At 64.0% G+C, this 14,724-nt stretch carries 15 protein-coding genes; 13 read left to right on the top strand and 2 right to left on the bottom strand.

The window, feature by feature from the left end:
• The first annotated feature begins 15 nt into the window (after positions 1-15).
• The 11 genes from PX653_RS21585 to PX653_RS21535 all read left to right on the top strand — a co-directional run bounded on the left by PX653_RS21585 (position 16) and on the right by PX653_RS21535 (position 9,416).
• A complete protein-coding gene (locus tag PX653_RS21585) occupies positions 16-282 on the top strand; it encodes a PAAR domain-containing protein (protein WP_277414759.1) in 267 nt (88 codons plus the stop codon).
• A 94-nt stretch (positions 283-376) separates the two neighbouring features.
• Positions 377-1,027 carry a glutathione S-transferase family protein gene (locus tag PX653_RS21580; protein ID WP_277414758.1) on the top strand — a complete coding sequence of 217 codons (651 nt, stop codon included), beginning with the start codon at positions 377-379 and terminating at the stop codon, positions 1,025-1,027.
• A gap of 72 nt (positions 1,028-1,099) precedes the next feature.
• Positions 1,100-1,663 carry a hypothetical protein gene (locus tag PX653_RS21575; RefSeq protein WP_277414757.1) on the top strand — a complete coding sequence of 188 codons (564 nt, stop codon included), beginning with the start codon at positions 1,100-1,102 and terminating at the stop codon, positions 1,661-1,663.
• A gap of 132 nt (positions 1,664-1,795) precedes the next feature.
• The gene (locus PX653_RS21570; RefSeq protein WP_277414756.1) at positions 1,796-2,098 is read left to right on the top strand and encodes a hypothetical protein; all 303 of its coding nucleotides are present in this window, start codon (positions 1,796-1,798) and stop codon (positions 2,096-2,098) included.
• Between the two features lie 61 nt (positions 2,099-2,159).
• Positions 2,160-2,348 carry a hypothetical protein gene (locus tag PX653_RS21565; RefSeq protein WP_277414755.1) on the top strand — a complete coding sequence of 63 codons (189 nt, stop codon included), beginning with the start codon at positions 2,160-2,162 and terminating at the stop codon, positions 2,346-2,348.
• Between the two features lie 592 nt (positions 2,349-2,940).
• Positions 2,941-4,053, top strand: a complete 1,113-nt coding sequence (locus PX653_RS21560) for a toxic anion resistance protein (RefSeq protein WP_277414754.1) — start codon at positions 2,941-2,943, stop codon at positions 4,051-4,053.
• Positions 4,054-4,137: 84 nt separating this feature from the next.
• A complete protein-coding gene (locus tag PX653_RS21555) occupies positions 4,138-4,725 on the top strand; it encodes a TerD family protein (RefSeq protein WP_277414753.1) in 588 nt (195 codons plus the stop codon).
• A gap of 139 nt (positions 4,726-4,864) precedes the next feature.
• Complete coding sequence (locus tag PX653_RS21550; protein ID WP_277414752.1) at positions 4,865-5,656, top strand: hypothetical protein; 792 nt, start codon at positions 4,865-4,867, stop codon at positions 5,654-5,656.
• Positions 5,657-6,167: 511 nt separating this feature from the next.
• Positions 6,168-7,379, top strand: a complete 1,212-nt coding sequence (gene nhaA, locus PX653_RS21545; RefSeq protein ID WP_277414751.1) for a Na+/H+ antiporter NhaA — start codon at positions 6,168-6,170, stop codon at positions 7,377-7,379.
• A gap of 11 nt (positions 7,380-7,390) precedes the next feature.
• Positions 7,391-8,719 (top strand): TrkH family potassium uptake protein, encoded by a 1,329-nt coding sequence (locus PX653_RS21540; protein ID WP_277414750.1) that lies wholly within the window; start codon positions 7,391-7,393, stop codon positions 8,717-8,719.
• On the top strand, positions 8,709-9,416 hold the full coding sequence (locus PX653_RS21535) for a potassium channel family protein (RefSeq protein ID WP_277414749.1): 708 nt from the start codon (positions 8,709-8,711) through the stop codon (positions 9,414-9,416). The genes PX653_RS21540 and PX653_RS21535 overlap by 11 nt, the downstream gene beginning before the upstream one ends.
• A gap of 206 nt (positions 9,417-9,622) precedes the next feature.
• Here PX653_RS21535 and glmS read toward each other — a convergent pair whose 3' ends face one another.
• A complete protein-coding gene (gene glmS / locus PX653_RS21530; RefSeq protein WP_277414748.1) occupies positions 9,623-11,452 on the bottom strand; it encodes a glutamine--fructose-6-phosphate transaminase (isomerizing) in 1,830 nt (609 codons plus the stop codon).
• A gap of 146 nt (positions 11,453-11,598) precedes the next feature.
• Here glmS and PX653_RS21525 point away from each other — a divergent pair, with 146 nt between their 5' ends.
• Entirely contained in the window at positions 11,599-12,069 is a 471-nt protein-coding gene (locus tag PX653_RS21525) for an Lrp/AsnC family transcriptional regulator (RefSeq protein WP_277414747.1), read from the top strand.
• Positions 12,070-12,731: 662 nt separating this feature from the next.
• Positions 12,732-13,352: an acyl carrier protein phosphodiesterase gene (locus PX653_RS21520; RefSeq protein ID WP_277414746.1), complete on the top strand. Its 621-nt coding sequence runs from the start codon at positions 12,732-12,734 to the stop codon at positions 13,350-13,352.
• On the opposite strand, the gene glmU is transcribed toward PX653_RS21520, so the two are convergent.
• On the bottom strand, positions 13,336-14,712 hold the full coding sequence (glmU, locus tag PX653_RS21515) for a bifunctional UDP-N-acetylglucosamine diphosphorylase/glucosamine-1-phosphate N-acetyltransferase GlmU (RefSeq protein WP_277414745.1): 1,377 nt from the start codon (positions 14,710-14,712) through the stop codon (positions 13,336-13,338). The genes PX653_RS21520 and glmU overlap by 17 nt on opposite strands.
• Between the last annotated feature and the right edge of the window lie 12 nt (positions 14,713-14,724).

The raw sequence follows: 14,724 nt of genomic DNA, 5'->3' as shown, positions 1-14,724 counted from the left end.
CAAACAGGAGAAATCATGCGCAAGGTGATTCGATTGGGCGACTCGACATCGCATGGTGGCAAAGTGATCAGTGCGGGGGCGACGCACTTCAAGGTCGGCGGAATTGCCGTCGCCTGCATCGGCGATCCCTGCTCTTGTCCGATCAAGGGACACAACGGCTGCACGATCGCCAGCGGTTCGGCGCGCCACCGCATCGGCGGCGTGCCGGTCGCTTTCGAAGGCGATGCGACGAGCTGCGGGGCCAAGCTGCTGTCAAGCGTCACGAACTACAGCACGACGTAAGCCACGACTGTGCGACCATACCGCGGCAAGGCCCGGCCAGCAGAAAACCCCGCCACGTCATATCATGACGCTTCGACAATCGACAGGAGCGTTCATGTACCGTCTTCACTGTTTCGCGCAATCCGGCAACGCCTTCAAGGTGGCGTTCATGCTGCGGGCCCTCGAGCTGCCGTTCGAGGCCGTTAACGTGGCCTTCCTCGACGGCGCCACGGCCACCCCGGACTGGCGCGAGGCCCACAACGAGATGGGCGAGGCGCCGGTGCTCGAAGATGGCACGCTGCGGCTGACGCAGTCCGGAGCGATCCTTACCTACCTTGCGAAAAAGCACGGCCACTTCGGCGGCGTGACGGAGGCCGAGCAGCTTGAAGTGCTGCGCTGGCTGCTGTTCGACAACCACAAATTCACCAGCTACTACGCCACGTATCGCTTCATGAAGGCGCTGGGCAAGAACCCGCCCGACCCGGCCGTGCTGAAGTTCCTGCTGAGCCGGATCGAAGGCGCCTTCAACATCGTCGACAAGCACCTGGCCAGCAGCGCCTACATCGTCGGCGACAGCCCGACGATCGCCGACTTCTCCCTGAGCGGCTACCACTTCTTCCCGCAGGAAGAGAGCGGCATCGACGTGCCGGGCCGCTGGCCGCACATCGGCGCCTGGCTCGAGCGCCTGAAGCAGATTCCCGGCTGGGCATCGCCGTACGACATCATGCCCGGCGAGCGGCTGGCGCCGCGCTGGCCGGATGCCTGAACAGATCGCCCAACATGCACCGCCGGGCGCGCATCCGCGCCGTCCCGGCGGTTTCCTGCTACGCTGGCGCTCATGCATCCAGGCCATCATCCCACGCATACCCTCGAGCTGCGCGTGCGCGCGCTGTCGCAGCTGTTCAACTCCCTCGACCCCACGCCTTTCCTGAACCGGGACCTCGACCGCGAGTGCGACCTGTTTATCGAGAACTGGGCGCTGTCCCTGCCGGCGGACAGCGTATTGCAGCTGATCGTCCATGTCGAAGAAAGTGTATCGCCCGAGCAGGCGGGCGAACTTCTGGCCGATGCCCTCCATAACTACTACGGCTACAAGCGCCAGCTGGTGCAGGGCGAGCTGGGCCAATTGCTGGGGCAGGGCCGCGCCAGCCTGGCCATCGGCGTCGTGTTCGTCACGGCCTGCCTGGTCGCCGGCGAGATGATCGCAGCCTTCATGCCTGGCCATGCCGCCAAGGTCGCGCGGGAAAGCCTGACCATCATCGGCTGGGTGGCCATGTGGCGGCCGGTGCAGATTTTCTTGTACGACTGGTGGCCCTTGCGGCGCCGCATCAGGACGCTGGAGGCATTGCGGTACGCCCGCGTTTCGGTCAGCGTCGTGGCCAGTCCTGACGCAGGGGTGTGAAGCGTCCGGCTCAGGCCGCGACGCCATTCCTTCCTACAGCGATGGGGCATGTGCGCCGACACCTTGGCCGCTGCAACGCGCCTACCATATCGGTCATGTGACCGCAGCAGGGGTCTGCTCGAGGAGAACACCATGACGCAGCAATCGAACAACCGGCAAAGCACCACGCAGGCAGTCCTGCGCAACGATCCACAAACCCAGGCCGATCCGCAGGCCCCCAACCGCGACCGCTACGGCGACCAGGAAACCGGCGCAACGTCGGGCGAGGTGGGGGATGGCCGCAGCGAACAGCAGGCCGCGCGCAGCGGCAGCCAGGCCACGCAGCACAGCAAGGGCGGTAGCCTGCAGCAGGACAGCGAACGGGCCGTGGGCGCCGGCAATGGCCAGCGCAGCGACGCGCGTGACGTTGCCGATGGCACCAAGCGCGGCGGCTGAACGCCGATACGCCCAGGCCCAACGGCCGCCGATGCATGGGCTTCGTGGGAGTGCGACGAAGATGTTTGGCGAGGCCTGCCAGCGGTTCGCTCCTGCTACCACCAGTTTCGTCGCATCCCTCACCACGCTGATGACCCACACGCCACCATTGCGTCATCGCGCTTTGCGCATGACGCAACGGGATAGCTTCGAGCTGGGCGGCAAGCGCTATCGTTACTGGTTCGACGGCGACGGCATGGTGCACGCGTGACACATCGGCGGCGGCGCCGTGCGCCACCAGGCACGCTTCGTGCGCACGCAAAGATACGTCGAGGAGTCCGCGGCGGGCCGGTTCCTGTACCCCGCCTTCGATACCGACATGCGCCGTCGTCCGGTCGGCGTGCACGACTTCGTTGTCACGGCCCGCTACATGGTGTTCCTGGCGCCACCCTTTGACCGGCCCGGCTTCACGCTGCGCCGTATCGTGGCAATGCCGGCCGGGATGGCCCTGCATCTGGGCAATGGCTGGGACGACGGCAACACGATCCACCTCGACGCCTGCCTTGCCGGCGACGACAGCACGCTGCGCGTGCTGGGCAGCGTCATGCGGGGCGAGCTGGCGCGCACAGCCGCCACGAACTCGGTGCTGGTCACCGTCGACCTGCGGCGCGGCGTGGCACGCAGCGGCGTAGAGGGTGCGGACGGATCGCGCTGCCGGCACTGCCTGCGCCAGCGCTCCCCGACGTCGTCGGAAAGGACGGGTACAGATTGGTTATACTGGACAAACGCCCGTGGCGCGCCACCCTGGCCGGGTGTGCGGCGCCAGGCGATAACCGTTGTCATCTCAGCCCTGAAGGAGTGTCATGAAACCGCTGTTCTCCTCCGACGAAGAAGCGAACGCAGCCAATGCGGCGCCCGCCCCGTCCCTGCCGCCCCTGGACAATGCCGCGCCGGGACCGTTGCCGGCGTTGCGTCCGGAAGCGAGCGTGACGCCGCCGCCCGTGCGCATCGATATCTCCGGTATCGACGACAAGGCCATCGAAGCCCTGGGCGGCTCCACCGGCGCCGGCGTGGCGAAGGTATCGGCCAAGCTGCTCGGCACGGTACGGGCCTCGGATGCGGATGTGTTCGGCACTCAGCTGAACGAGCTGATCGCGACATCGAAAGGCCTGGACCCGGCCAAGCTGCGCTCGGGCGGGCTGCTGTCGCGGGTCACCGGCATGTTCGGCTCGGTCAAGGAAAAGATGCTGTCGCAGTACCAGGTCGTCGAATCGCGCATGGACACGCTGGTCGCGGAAATGACGCGTCACGCCAGCCTGCACCGGTCCCGCATCCAGGATTTCGACGAGATGTACCGGGGGCTGGAAACGTATTACCAGGGCCTGGATGCGGACGTGAAGAAGGGCGAAGCCTGGGCGGCCCAGCTGCGCCAGGCGGTCGCGCAGCAACCGGCCGCGACCAACGCGTTCGAGGCGCAGCAAGCCGCTGAACTCAAGCGTCGCCTCGAACGGTTGGAAAAGCGCGTGGACGACTTGCGCCGCGCCATGCTGATGGCCACGCAGATGGTGCCGCAGATCCGCCTGTCGCAGGACAATGCCCGGGCCCTGACGGACACCTTCACGGACATCGTCAACGTGTCGATCCCGGCCTGGCGCAATGTGTTCTCGCTGTACCTGCTGCAGCTCGAGGCCAAGCAGAGCGCGGCGGTCGCCAACGCCGCCTACGACGCCACCGATGCGGCGTTCCGCGCCCAGGCCGACATGCTGCTGGAAAATACGGAGACGGTGGCCCGCGCCAAGCAGCGTTCGCTGGTCAGCCTCGAAACCGCCCAGCACGTGCAGAACCAGCTGGTGACCGCGTTCGACAAGCTCGAGCAGATCTCGACCGAAGGCCAGCAGCGCCGCAAGGACGAGCTGCCGAAACTGCAGGAACTCGAGCGCGAGCTGATTGCGCGCTTCTCACCGGCAGCGGCGTAATCCGGGGCGGCTTGACGAGCGTCGCCCATTGCTCCCGCTGCGCGTTCCAGCGAAAATACCATTTTGATCATACAAGGACAGTTCATGTCGACGACGCTCGAAACCGGCCACCGCATCAACCTCGAGAAAACCGCTCCCGGCCTGAAGCGCGTTCGTATCGGCCTCGGCTGGAAGGTCAACGCGGCCGACGGCCAGCCGTTCGACCTCGACTCGTCGGTCTTCCTGTGCAAACGGGACGCGGCCGACAATCCGGTCATGCTCAGCAACGCGCACTTCGTCTATTACAACCACACCACGTCGCCGGACGGCGCGGTGGTGCACTCCGGCGACAACCGCACGGGCGACCGCGATGGCGACGATGAAGTCATCACCATCGACCTCGGCAGGGTAGACCCGGCCGTGGTGGAGATGCCGATCGTGGTGACGGTCCATGAGGCCGACGTACGCAAGCAGACCTTCGGCCGTGTCAGCGGCGCGTATGTAAAGGTGTATAACGACGACACGGGCGAGACGCTGGCACAGTACAACCTGAACGAGGATTACTCGGACAAGACCGCGCTGCAATTCGGTTCGCTGTACCGCAAGGATGGCGAATGGCGCTTCCAGGCCGTCGGCGCCGGCTTCAAGCTGAACCTGGCGACGTTCATTCGCAAGCTCGGCGGCACCGTCTGAGAAGGGCCGCGCGCAGCTTCCCTGCCTCGACGTGCGGCTGGTTTCCGACCCTGAGCAAGCGATGACACACCAGACGCCCAAGGCTTTCGATTTCGGCGCGGAACCCGAGCCTTCCGCCGAGGCGGTGGCGGATCCGGTCGTGCCAAGGGCGTTCGACTTCGGCGACGCGGAGCCGCTTCCCGGCGGCCCGCCGAAGGCGCTGTCCTTCGACGATATTCCCCCGGTGCCGGAGCATCCAGGCACGCCACTACCCGTCGCCAAGGCGCTGTTCGACAGCGAGGACCATCCGGCGGTGCGCGATGCAATGGCGGTTGCCGCCGCAGACTACCCGGTATTGTTCGAGCACTCGGCGCAGCGCCTGGCAGCCCTGTTCCGGCGCCTCCTCCCGGTCCGGCTGGCGCTCGTCACCGACTGGGCGGAATGCCCCTTGGCGGAGCAGGCCACGCTGCTCCAGCCCATTACCGAGATGGTCCTGCAGTTCACCCGGATGGCCGTGCCCGCCCTGCTTGACGCCGCGCTCGAAAGCACCAGGGCGACGCCGGGCCTGCTCGACAGGCTGTTTCGCCGGCCGCAATCGCCGGCAGAGTACGAACCAGCGCTGACGTCGGCCCGCACGCAGCTCCTGCAGCTCATGGCGGACAGCGAGGTGGCCATGCGCCACCTGGAAGCGTCGGCACAGAACCTGACCCTGCACGGGGCCGTGCTGGCCGTCGTCACGCACCTCGCCCGCGGCACGCCGGATGCGACCTTGCTGGATGCGCTCGCGCAGCGCCGCACACTGATCCAGCAGGCCGTACGCCAGGCGGAGCTGTCGATCCTGCAGATGGGGCAGGTGCGGCAGCAAGCCGTCGACCTGATCGGGCAGATTTCGTCGTTCCTGACGGTGACGTTGCCGGCGCTGGGGATGGCGCAGGCGCAGGGGGGCGCTTAGAGCCAGTCCCTCTTGGGCTCGGTAGCTGCGGACGATGTTGGCTGGACAATTGACACGCGGGGCACGGCATGGAACCTGCCACCGCCGAGGTCATGTCCGGGTTGCACGAGTGGCTGAACTCGTCACTTGCGCGCGGATAAGCCGTGCAGCGCCGGCGCTGGCATTGGATCGCATCACGGGCATCCAAGCCGTGCGTCAACAGTTTGCTTTATAATATGGCCAGGGTGATCATGCCGTGTCGGCGTGACAGGTTTAGCGCTGGTCGGGCCGCCACGCAGCTTGTTGACGCCCTTATGCAAATCAACTTCCCGCCCTTCCTTCAGCCCCGACCGAATCCGCAGTCGCAGGCGCCCCCGTCGCAGAATATACAAGCGCCAGCGTGCGGCAAGCATGCTCGCGAGACAGGCCATATCGCCTGTCTTTCCGTTCTGCCTTGTAGCCGCAGCCCACGGCCTGGCCCCGTCTTATTGGGGTCGAGGACAGAGACAACTGTTACTTCCATTTGACCATCATGCGCATTGAACAGCGTCTATCGAACACCTTCAAGGCATTTGCAGCCTCGGGCAAAGCAGGGGGCATTGTCCTCATCCTGTGCACCATTATTTCCCTAGGGCTGGCCAATTCCCCTTTGGGAGCGCGTTATCTCGACTTCTGGCAAGTCGAGGTCGCGGGCCTGAGCGTTGAGCTGTGGATTAACGATGCCCTGATGGCCGTGTTCTTCCTGTTGATCGGCCTCGAGCTTGAACGGGAGCTCTACAACGGCGAACTATCCGACCTGCGCAATGCCTTGCTGCCGATCCTGGCAGCGTTCGGCGGGATTGCCGTACCCGCACTGATCCATTTCGCCCTCAACAACGCCACAGCGACCCAGGCCGGCATGGGGATTCCCATGGCCACCGACATCGCGTTTGCCCTCGGGGTACTGACCTTGGTCGGAAGCAGGGTGCCGGCATCGCTGAAGGTGCTCCTGACGGCACTGGCCGTTATGGACGACCTCGGGGCAATCGTCGTCATCGCGCTGTTCTATACGGCGCAGCTGTCGCTGGCTTACCTGGGCGGCGCACTGGCCGTTTTCGCTGGGTTGATGGCCATGAACCGTGTGCTGGGCGTCATGAAGCTGTGGCCCTACCTCATCGGTGGCGCACTGATGTGGTTCCTGATGCTGAAGTCCGGCGTACACGCAACCATCGCCGGGGTACTGTTGGCGTTCGCCATTCCGTATTCAAGCAAGGAAGACGATGCCGGATCGCCTTCGCACCGGCTCGAACATGCGCTCCACAAGCCGGTCGCATTCCTCATCCTGCCCATATTTGCCTTGGCCAATACCGGCATCGCGATCGCGGACGGCTGGGCAGAACAGCTGCTGTCGGCAAACAGTCTTGGCATTGTCCTCGGACTTGTTCTTGGCAAGCCGGTCGGTATTGTGCTGGCCAGCTTCGTCGCCGTCCGCTTCGGCCTGTCACGTCTGCCGCTCGACCTGGCATGGCGCCATGTCGTGGGCGCAGGGTTGCTGGGAGGGATCGGATTCACCATGTCGATTTTTATCACGAACCTTGCATTCACCGGACAAGCCGATGTCATCACCGGATCCAAGATCGCAATCCTGCTGGCCTCGCTGTTGGCTGGCATCCTCGGTTTCGTATGGCTCAAGACGATGGGTGCCCCGGTGCCTTCGGACAGCGATGCGGATACGATGGATTTCATGCGCATGCCCGAGCGTTGAACGCTGAGCTTATGAACGTCATTTCGCATCCATCCAGGACCGTCGCGCTCGGATTCATGCTGGCGATTTTCGCTGGCACGCTGTTGCTGATGCTGCCATGGGCACGTCCAGCCGGCCAGGACACCCCGTTGATCGTTGCTTTTTTCACCGCCGTGTCGGCAGTGTGCGTAACGGGCCTGGTCGTAGTGGATACGGGGACCTATTGGTCGAGCTTTGGCCAGTGGACGATCATGGGCCTGTTCCAGCTCGGTGGTTTCGGCATGATGACCGCTGCCACCCTGCTTGGCCTGATGGTGAACCGTTCACCACGGCTGCGCACGCGTCTCATCACCCAGGCCGAAACGCGCTCGCTCGGCTTGGGCGACGTGACCAGCGTGGCCAAGCTTGTCTTTGTCGTCACGGTGTTCTGCCAGCTGTTGATCGCCACTTTCCTTGCGCTGAGGCTGCGATTCGGATACGACCTCGGCTGGTACGAAGCGGGCTGGAGTGGGCTGTTCCACGCTATCTCGGCCTTCAACAACGCCGGCTTCTCGATCCACGCCGACGGCTTGATGCGTTACGCGACAGACGCGTTGATCCTGCTGCCGATCATGGTGGCGATCGTGATTGGAGGAATCGGTTTTCCTGTCTTGCACGATTTGCGCCACCGGTACAAGGATCCACGGCATTGGTCGCTGCACACGAAACTCACCTTGACGGGAACGCTGGTCCTGCTCGTTGCCGGATTCCTGGCGGTACTGCTCTTCGAGTGGGACAACGTGAAGACGCTCGCTCCTTTTGACATGGCAGACAAGCTGCTCAATGCCCTGTTCATCTCCGTGTCGGCACGGACAGCTGGTTTCAATGCCGTCGATATCAGCGTGCTCACGCGCGAGACCTGGGCGTTGCACTACTTCCTGATGTTCGTCGGTGGCGGCAGTGCGGGTACTGCCGGTGGCGTCAAGGTAGGCACCGTGGCCGTTCTTGTCCTGCTCGTCATCGCCGAGATCCGTGGCCATAACGACACCGAAGCATTCGGCCGACGGGTCGGCAGCTCAGCCCAGCGCCAGGCCATCACTGTGCTGACCTTGGGCAGTATCTTGATTGTGCTGGGAACCCTGGTGCTGCTGCGGGTCTCGCATTTTCCAACCGACCAGGTCATCTTCGAAGTGATCTCCGCATTCGGCACCGTCGGGTTATCGACCGGCATCACCGCCGATTTGCCAGTGAGCGGCCAGCTGGTACTGGCCTTGTTAATGTTTTTCGGCAGGGTAGGGACGATCACGCTCGCAGCCTCCCTGGTATTGGGCGAACGCCGCATGCCTTATCGTTTTCCGGAGGAGCATCCAATTGTTGGGTAGAATTTTCACAGAGCAGTTCGCATTTTCAGCAGGTGACAGTGTCGTCGTCATCGGTCTCGGCCGCTTTGGCGGCGCCGTTGCGCAATCGCTCATGCGACTGGGTCATGACGTAATGGGCATCGACCGGAAGGAAGATCTGGTCCAGTTTTGGGGCGACAAGCTCACCCATGCGGTTCAGGCCGATTCGACGAACGAGAATGTCATGCTGCAGCTGGGCGTCGCGGACTTTTCCCATGCAATCGTGGGCATCGGTTCCGATCTGGCAGCCAGCCTGATGACGCTGATGGTCCTGAACGAGCTGGGGATCAAGGATATCTGGGTCAAGGCCATGACGCCTGAGCACGGACAGATCGCACAGCGTATCGGCGCGCACCATGTCGTATACCCTGAGGCTGAAATGGGAGCGCGGGTTGCGCACCTCATCACCGGCCGGTTGATGGATTTTATCGAATTCGAGGATGGATTCGCCATTGCCAAGATTCACGCACCGACTGAATGCCATCACCATACCTTGGCAGAGTCACACATCCGGTCGCGCTTCGGCGTCACGGTCGTCGGCGTAAAGCGGGCAAACGAAGATTTCCAGCATGCCTTGCCGGATACGCTAATCCTGCCAGCGGATACGCTGATCGTATCCGGGCCCACCAAGAAGATCGAACTGTTTGCGGGCGGCAAACGCGAAGGCACGCGCAAATGACTGTCCCGATGCACCGCCGCTACCTGCTGCGGTTATCACAACCGTTCAGGGCAACCGCCGTGACAGCTGTCATACCTGAACGCTGTGTATTGTCGAAATGACCGCTGCCCGGCAGTGCGAACGTATCGGAAACGGCGAAGGCACCTGGTGAAGCTCTTCACCAGGTGCCTTCGCCTGTGCACAGCTGTACAAACCGGTAGCCGGTTTTACTCCACCGTCACCGACTTTGCCAGATTGCGCGGCTTGTCCACATCCGTCCCCCGCGCCAGCGCGGTGTGATACGCCAGCAGCTGCAGCGCCACCACGTGCAGGATCGGCGACAGGCAGCCGTAGTGCTCCGGCAGGCGGATGACGTGCACGCCGTCGCCGGACGTGATGCGCGAGTCGACGTCCGTGAAGACGTACAGCTGGCCGCCGCGGGCGCGCACTTCCTGCATGTTCGACTTCAGCTTTTCCAGCAGCGCGTCGTTCGGCGCGATCGTGACGACCGGCATTTCCTCCGTCACCAACGCCAGCGGGCCGTGCTTCAGTTCGCCTGCCGGATACGCTTCGGCGTGGATGTACGAGATTTCCTTCAGCTTCAGCGCGCCTTCCAGTGCGATCGGATAGTGCATGCCGCGGCCCAGGAACAGCGCGTTTTCCTTGCGGGCGAATTCCTCGGCCCACGCGATGATCTGCGGCTCCAGCGCCAGCACGGCGGAAATCGCGGCCGGCAGGTGGCGCATCGCCTTCATGTGGCCCACTTCTTCCTCGTCGGACAGGCGCTCGTTGACCTGCGCCAGCGACAACGTCAGCAGGAACAGCGCGGCCAGCTGCGTCGTGAACGCCTTGGTGGAGGCCACGCCCACTTCCACGCCGGCGCGGGTGATGTAGGCCAGCTTGCACTCGCGCACCATGGCGCTGGTGGCCACGTTGCAGATCGTCAGCGTGTGCTCCATGCCCAGCGAGCGGGCGTGCTTCAGCGCGGCGATCGTGTCGGCCGTTTCGCCGGACTGGGAGATCGTCACCACCAGCGTATCCGGATGGGGCACGCTGTCGCGATAGCGGTATTCGCTGGCGATTTCCACGCTGACGGGGATCTTGGCGATCGATTCGATCCAGTACTTGGCCGTCAGGCCCGCGTAGTAGCTGGTGCCGCAGGCCAGGACCAGTACCCTGTCGATCTGCTTGAAGACTTTATAGGCTTCGTCGCCGAACAGCTCGGGCATGATGCCCGTCACGCCTTCCAGCGTGTCGCCGACCACGCGCGGCTGCTCGAAGATCTCTTTTTGCATGAAGTGACGGTACGGGCCCAGCTCGGCCGCGCCCGTGTGGGCGTGCACCGTCTTGACTTCGCGCTCGACCGGACGGCCGGCGACGTCGACGATCCACGTGCGGCCCAGCTGCAGGTCCACCACGTCGCCTTCTTCCAGGTAGATGATCTGGTCGGTCGTGCCGGCCAGTGCCATCGCGTCGGAAGCAACGAAGTTCTCGCCCTTGCCGAGGCCAACAATCAGTGGGGAGCCCTGGCGCGCCGCGACGACGCGATGCGGCTCCTCGCGGCTGAACACGGCGATCGCATAGGCGCCGTGCAGGCGCTTGACGGCCTGCTGGACGGTGTCGAACAGGTCGCCGTTGTACATGTGCTCGACCAGGTGGGCGATCACTTCCGTGTCGGTCTGGCTCTGGAAGACGTAACCCAGCTGCTGCAGCTCGGCGCGCAGCTCGTCATGGTTCTCGATGATGCCGTTGTGGACCAGCGCGATGCGGGCATTCTCCGAGCTGGGCGAGAAGTGCGGGTGCGCGTTGTGCGATGCCGGCGCGCCGTGCGTGGCCCAGCGCGTGTGCGCGATGCCCGTGAAGCCCTGCATGTCCACTTCCTTGACCTGCTTTTCCAGGTCGGCCACGCGCGACGTGCTGCGCGAACGCTGAAGCTTGCCGTCCACGTGCAGCGCGACGCCGCACGAGTCGTAGCCACGGTATTCCAGGCGCTTCAGGCCTTCGATCAGGATCGGGGTGATGTTTCGCTGCGCTACCGCGCCGACAATGCCGCACATGATGGACCTCATCAATTGAATGTTGTGATGACGTCATCGTAGTGCACTACCAAAGAAATAAGCTTTCTTGTTTCAGCTATTCATGAAAGAATATTTCACATATTTTCGATGACGAAATATTCTTTCACTTTGATATCTAAATTTTTATGGATCAATCAATTCCGCTGGACGACCTCGACCGCCGCATCCTGAATGCCCTGCAGCAGGACGCCGCGCTGACCAATGCCGAGCTGGCGCAACTGGTCCACGTGTCGGCCCCCACCTGCTTGCGGCGCGTCAAACAACTGCGCGACTGTGGCGTCATCGAACGCCTGGTCGCCATCGTGGCGCCGGACAAGGTGGGTCCGCAACTGACCGCTATCGTCGAGATCACGCTGGACGTGCAGGCGGCCGATCGGATGGCCGAGTTCGAAGCCCACGTGGCCGCCGAGCCTGCCGTACTGCAGTGCTACCGCGTCTCGCCCGGTCCGGATTTCGTCCTGATCGTCCAGGTGACGGACATGCCGGCCTACCATGCGCTGGCCCACCGGCTGTTCACCAGCCATGCCAACGTGCGCAACGTCAAAGCCTACTTTTCGACCCACCGCAGCAAGTTCGAGACGCGCATCGCGGTCTGACAGGACAGAGTTATCCCGGCTTGCCCACACGCTGCCCACATGTAGCACACAGCTTGCCCACAGCGCTCTACCGCCCTTGTCCACGGGTTTATCCACCGAATTACCCCCGCTTATGCCCAGCTTATACGGGGGTTATACGGCCTTGCCCACAAGCTTTTGCACATTGTTATGCACAGCCGGCGGGACACGCACGGCGCCAGTTCCCGCTGCGGGCAGCGCTGCTGCCAAACCGTGCGATCGCCAGACGGGAGAATCCATCGGGCATTTCACCATGCAAAGTACGACGCGGGGTTTGCAAAGCGATGCCGCGACAGGGCACGGAGGCACACCCGCCATGCCAGTAAACCGGGCAAGACTAAGCCCGCGCGCCCGCATGGATGGGATATGCACACATTATCCCGGCGCTTCTCCACAGCCTTGTGCACCACCCGTGTCGCCCCTTCCGGCAGCCAAAAATGCCTCATACACACCTGTCCACCACTTCTGCAGCGCTTATCTACCGGGTTGCCAACATGGTTATCCCCAGCCGGCAGAAAGCACCGCGGCGCACAGGCGATCCAGCTCGCCATTGACCTTCTGCACCGCTTGCCCACCGCTTGTCCAGCCCCTTACCCACAAAGTTCTCCACAAGCAGCCATTGCCTGGGCCAGCTAGAATGGCGCATGAACTACCTGGCCCACATCACCCTGGCCCGGCACAGCGACGCCGCCATGGTGGGCGCGATGCTGGGCGACTTCGTCAAGGCAAACGACGTCCACGACTACCCGCCCGACATCGCGCGCGAAATCACGCTGCACCGGCTGATCGACAGCTACACGGACAGCCATCCCACCGTTGTCGCGGCCAGGGAATTGTTCGGGGCGGGGCGACGCCGCTATGCGGGCATCGTGCTGGACGTGTTCTATGACCATATGCTGAGCCGGGAGTGGGCACGCTACTGCGACATCCCGCGCGACGCGCTGATCGCGCAGTTCTACGGCGCGCTGACGGCGCATGAGGCGATCCTGCCGGCACGGCTGCGCGAGATGCTGCCGTACCTGATCCGCCAGGACTGGCTGGGGGGCTATGCGACGTTCGAGGGGGTGGCGGAAACGGTGGCGCGGGTGTCGCGGCGCCTGAGCCGCAACGGCCACCTGCTGCGCGAAGGCATCGACGACCTTGTGCTGCATCGTGATGCGATCGCGCGGGGGTTCGACCAGTTCTTCCCCGACTTGGTCGCGTTCGCAACCATGCGCCGGACCGAACTGGCCGCCGGGCACCAGCCCGTTACTTCTTTGTCTTGACGGGGCGCTGCCAGCTTTCGATCGTCATCTGCTTGGGACGGGAGATCGTCAGCTTGCCGGCCGGCGCGTTTTTCGTCAGCGTCGTGCCGGCGCCGATGGTGGCACCGGCGCCGACGGTGACGGGCGCCACCAGCTGGCTGTCGCTGCCGATGAACGCGTCGTCTTCGATCACGGTGCGGAACTTGTTGGCGCCGTCATAGTTGCACGTAATGGTGCCGGCGCCGATATTGACACGCGAACCCACGGTCGCATCGCCCACGTAGGCCAGGTGGTTGGCCTTGCTGTGCGCGGCGACCTGGCTGTTCTTGATCTCGACGAAGTTGCCGACGTGGACATCCTCGCCCAGTTCCGTCCCCGGGCGCAGGCGCGCATAGGGGCCGATGACCGAGGCGGGGCCGACCACGGCCTGCTCGATGTGGCAGAAGGGCTTGATCTGCGCGCCCGCGGCGATCCGGGCGTTGACCAGCACGCTGTGCGCGCCGACCGTCACGCCGTCCGCCAATTCCACTTTGCCTTCGAACACGCAGCCCACGTCGATGGTGACGTCGCGCCCGCACACCAGCTCGCCCCGGATGTCGATGCGGGACGGGTCCATCAAGGTCACGCCTTGTTCCAGCAGCGCGCGGGCCAGGTTGGCCTGGTGGATGCGTTCCAGCTGGGCCAGTTGCACCTTGCTGTTCACGCCCAGCACTTCCCACTCGGCGGACGGGTGCGCGGAGACGACCTCGACGCCATCGGCCACGGCTTGCGCGACGATGTCCGTCAGGTAGTACTCGCCCTGCGCATTGTTGTTCTGCAGCTTGCCCAGCCACGCCTTCAGGCGCGCCGTCGGGATGCACATGATGCCGGAATTGATCTCGCGGATCTGGCGCTCCTCGGCAGTGGCGTCCTTTTCCTCGACGATCCGGACAATGCGACCGTCTTCGCGCACGATGCGGCCCAGGCCGAATGGATCGTCCTGGACAACCGTCAGGATGCCCAGCTTGTCTGCGTCAGCCGCGTCGACCAGCGCGCGCAGGGAGGCGGCCGTCGTCAATGGCACGTCGCCGTACAGCACCAGGGTAGGGACGGCGTCGTCCAGCACGGGCAGCGCCTGCATCACGGCGTGGCCGGTGCCCAGTTGCGGCTCCTGCAGCGCGGCGGAGATGTCGATGCCGCCTTTTGCCTTGTGACTGTCCAGGGCACCGAGCACCGCGGCGCCGCCATGCCCATAGATGACACATAATTTGGCCGGAGCAAGGCTGCGCGCGGTATCGATAACATGCGACAACAAGGGCTTGCCGGCCAGCGGGTGCAGCACTTTGGGCAGTGCCGACTGCATGCGCTTGCCCATGCCGGCAGCGAGGATGACAACGTTCATATGGCCGAATTC

Source organism: Pseudoduganella chitinolytica, from assembly GCF_029028125.1.
GTDB lineage: Bacteria > Pseudomonadota > Gammaproteobacteria > Burkholderiales > Burkholderiaceae_D > Rugamonas > Rugamonas chitinolytica.
This window is presented reverse-complemented; position numbering and strand designations above follow the sequence as displayed.

What these genes read in the sequence shown, in the direction of transcription:
- PX653_RS21585 (WP_277414759.1), top strand. Translation starts at nt 16, where the DNA reads ATGCGCAAGGTGATTCGATTGGGCGACTCGACATCGCATGGTGGCAAA.
- PX653_RS21580 (WP_277414758.1), top strand. Translation starts at nt 377, where the DNA reads ATGTACCGTCTTCACTGTTTCGCGCAATCCGGCAACGCCTTCAAGGTG.
- PX653_RS21575 (WP_277414757.1), top strand. Translation starts at nt 1,100, where the DNA reads ATGCATCCAGGCCATCATCCCACGCATACCCTCGAGCTGCGCGTGCGC.
- PX653_RS21570 (WP_277414756.1), top strand. Translation starts at nt 1,796, where the DNA reads ATGACGCAGCAATCGAACAACCGGCAAAGCACCACGCAGGCAGTCCTG.
- PX653_RS21565 (WP_277414755.1), top strand. Translation starts at nt 2,160, where the DNA reads ATGTTTGGCGAGGCCTGCCAGCGGTTCGCTCCTGCTACCACCAGTTTC.
- PX653_RS21560 (WP_277414754.1), top strand. Translation starts at nt 2,941, where the DNA reads ATGAAACCGCTGTTCTCCTCCGACGAAGAAGCGAACGCAGCCAATGCG.
- PX653_RS21555 (WP_277414753.1), top strand. Translation starts at nt 4,138, where the DNA reads ATGTCGACGACGCTCGAAACCGGCCACCGCATCAACCTCGAGAAAACC.
- nhaA (WP_277414751.1), top strand. Translation starts at nt 6,168, where the DNA reads ATGCGCATTGAACAGCGTCTATCGAACACCTTCAAGGCATTTGCAGCC.
- PX653_RS21540 (WP_277414750.1), top strand. Translation starts at nt 7,391, where the DNA reads ATGAACGTCATTTCGCATCCATCCAGGACCGTCGCGCTCGGATTCATG.
- glmS (WP_277414748.1), bottom strand. Translation starts at nt 11,452, where the DNA reads ATGTGCGGCATTGTCGGCGCGGTAGCGCAGCGAAACATCACCCCGATC.
- PX653_RS21525 (WP_277414747.1), top strand. Translation starts at nt 11,599, where the DNA reads ATGGATCAATCAATTCCGCTGGACGACCTCGACCGCCGCATCCTGAAT.
- PX653_RS21520 (WP_277414746.1), top strand. Translation starts at nt 12,732, where the DNA reads ATGAACTACCTGGCCCACATCACCCTGGCCCGGCACAGCGACGCCGCC.
- glmU (WP_277414745.1), bottom strand. Translation starts at nt 14,712, where the DNA reads ATGAACGTTGTCATCCTCGCTGCCGGCATGGGCAAGCGCATGCAGTCG.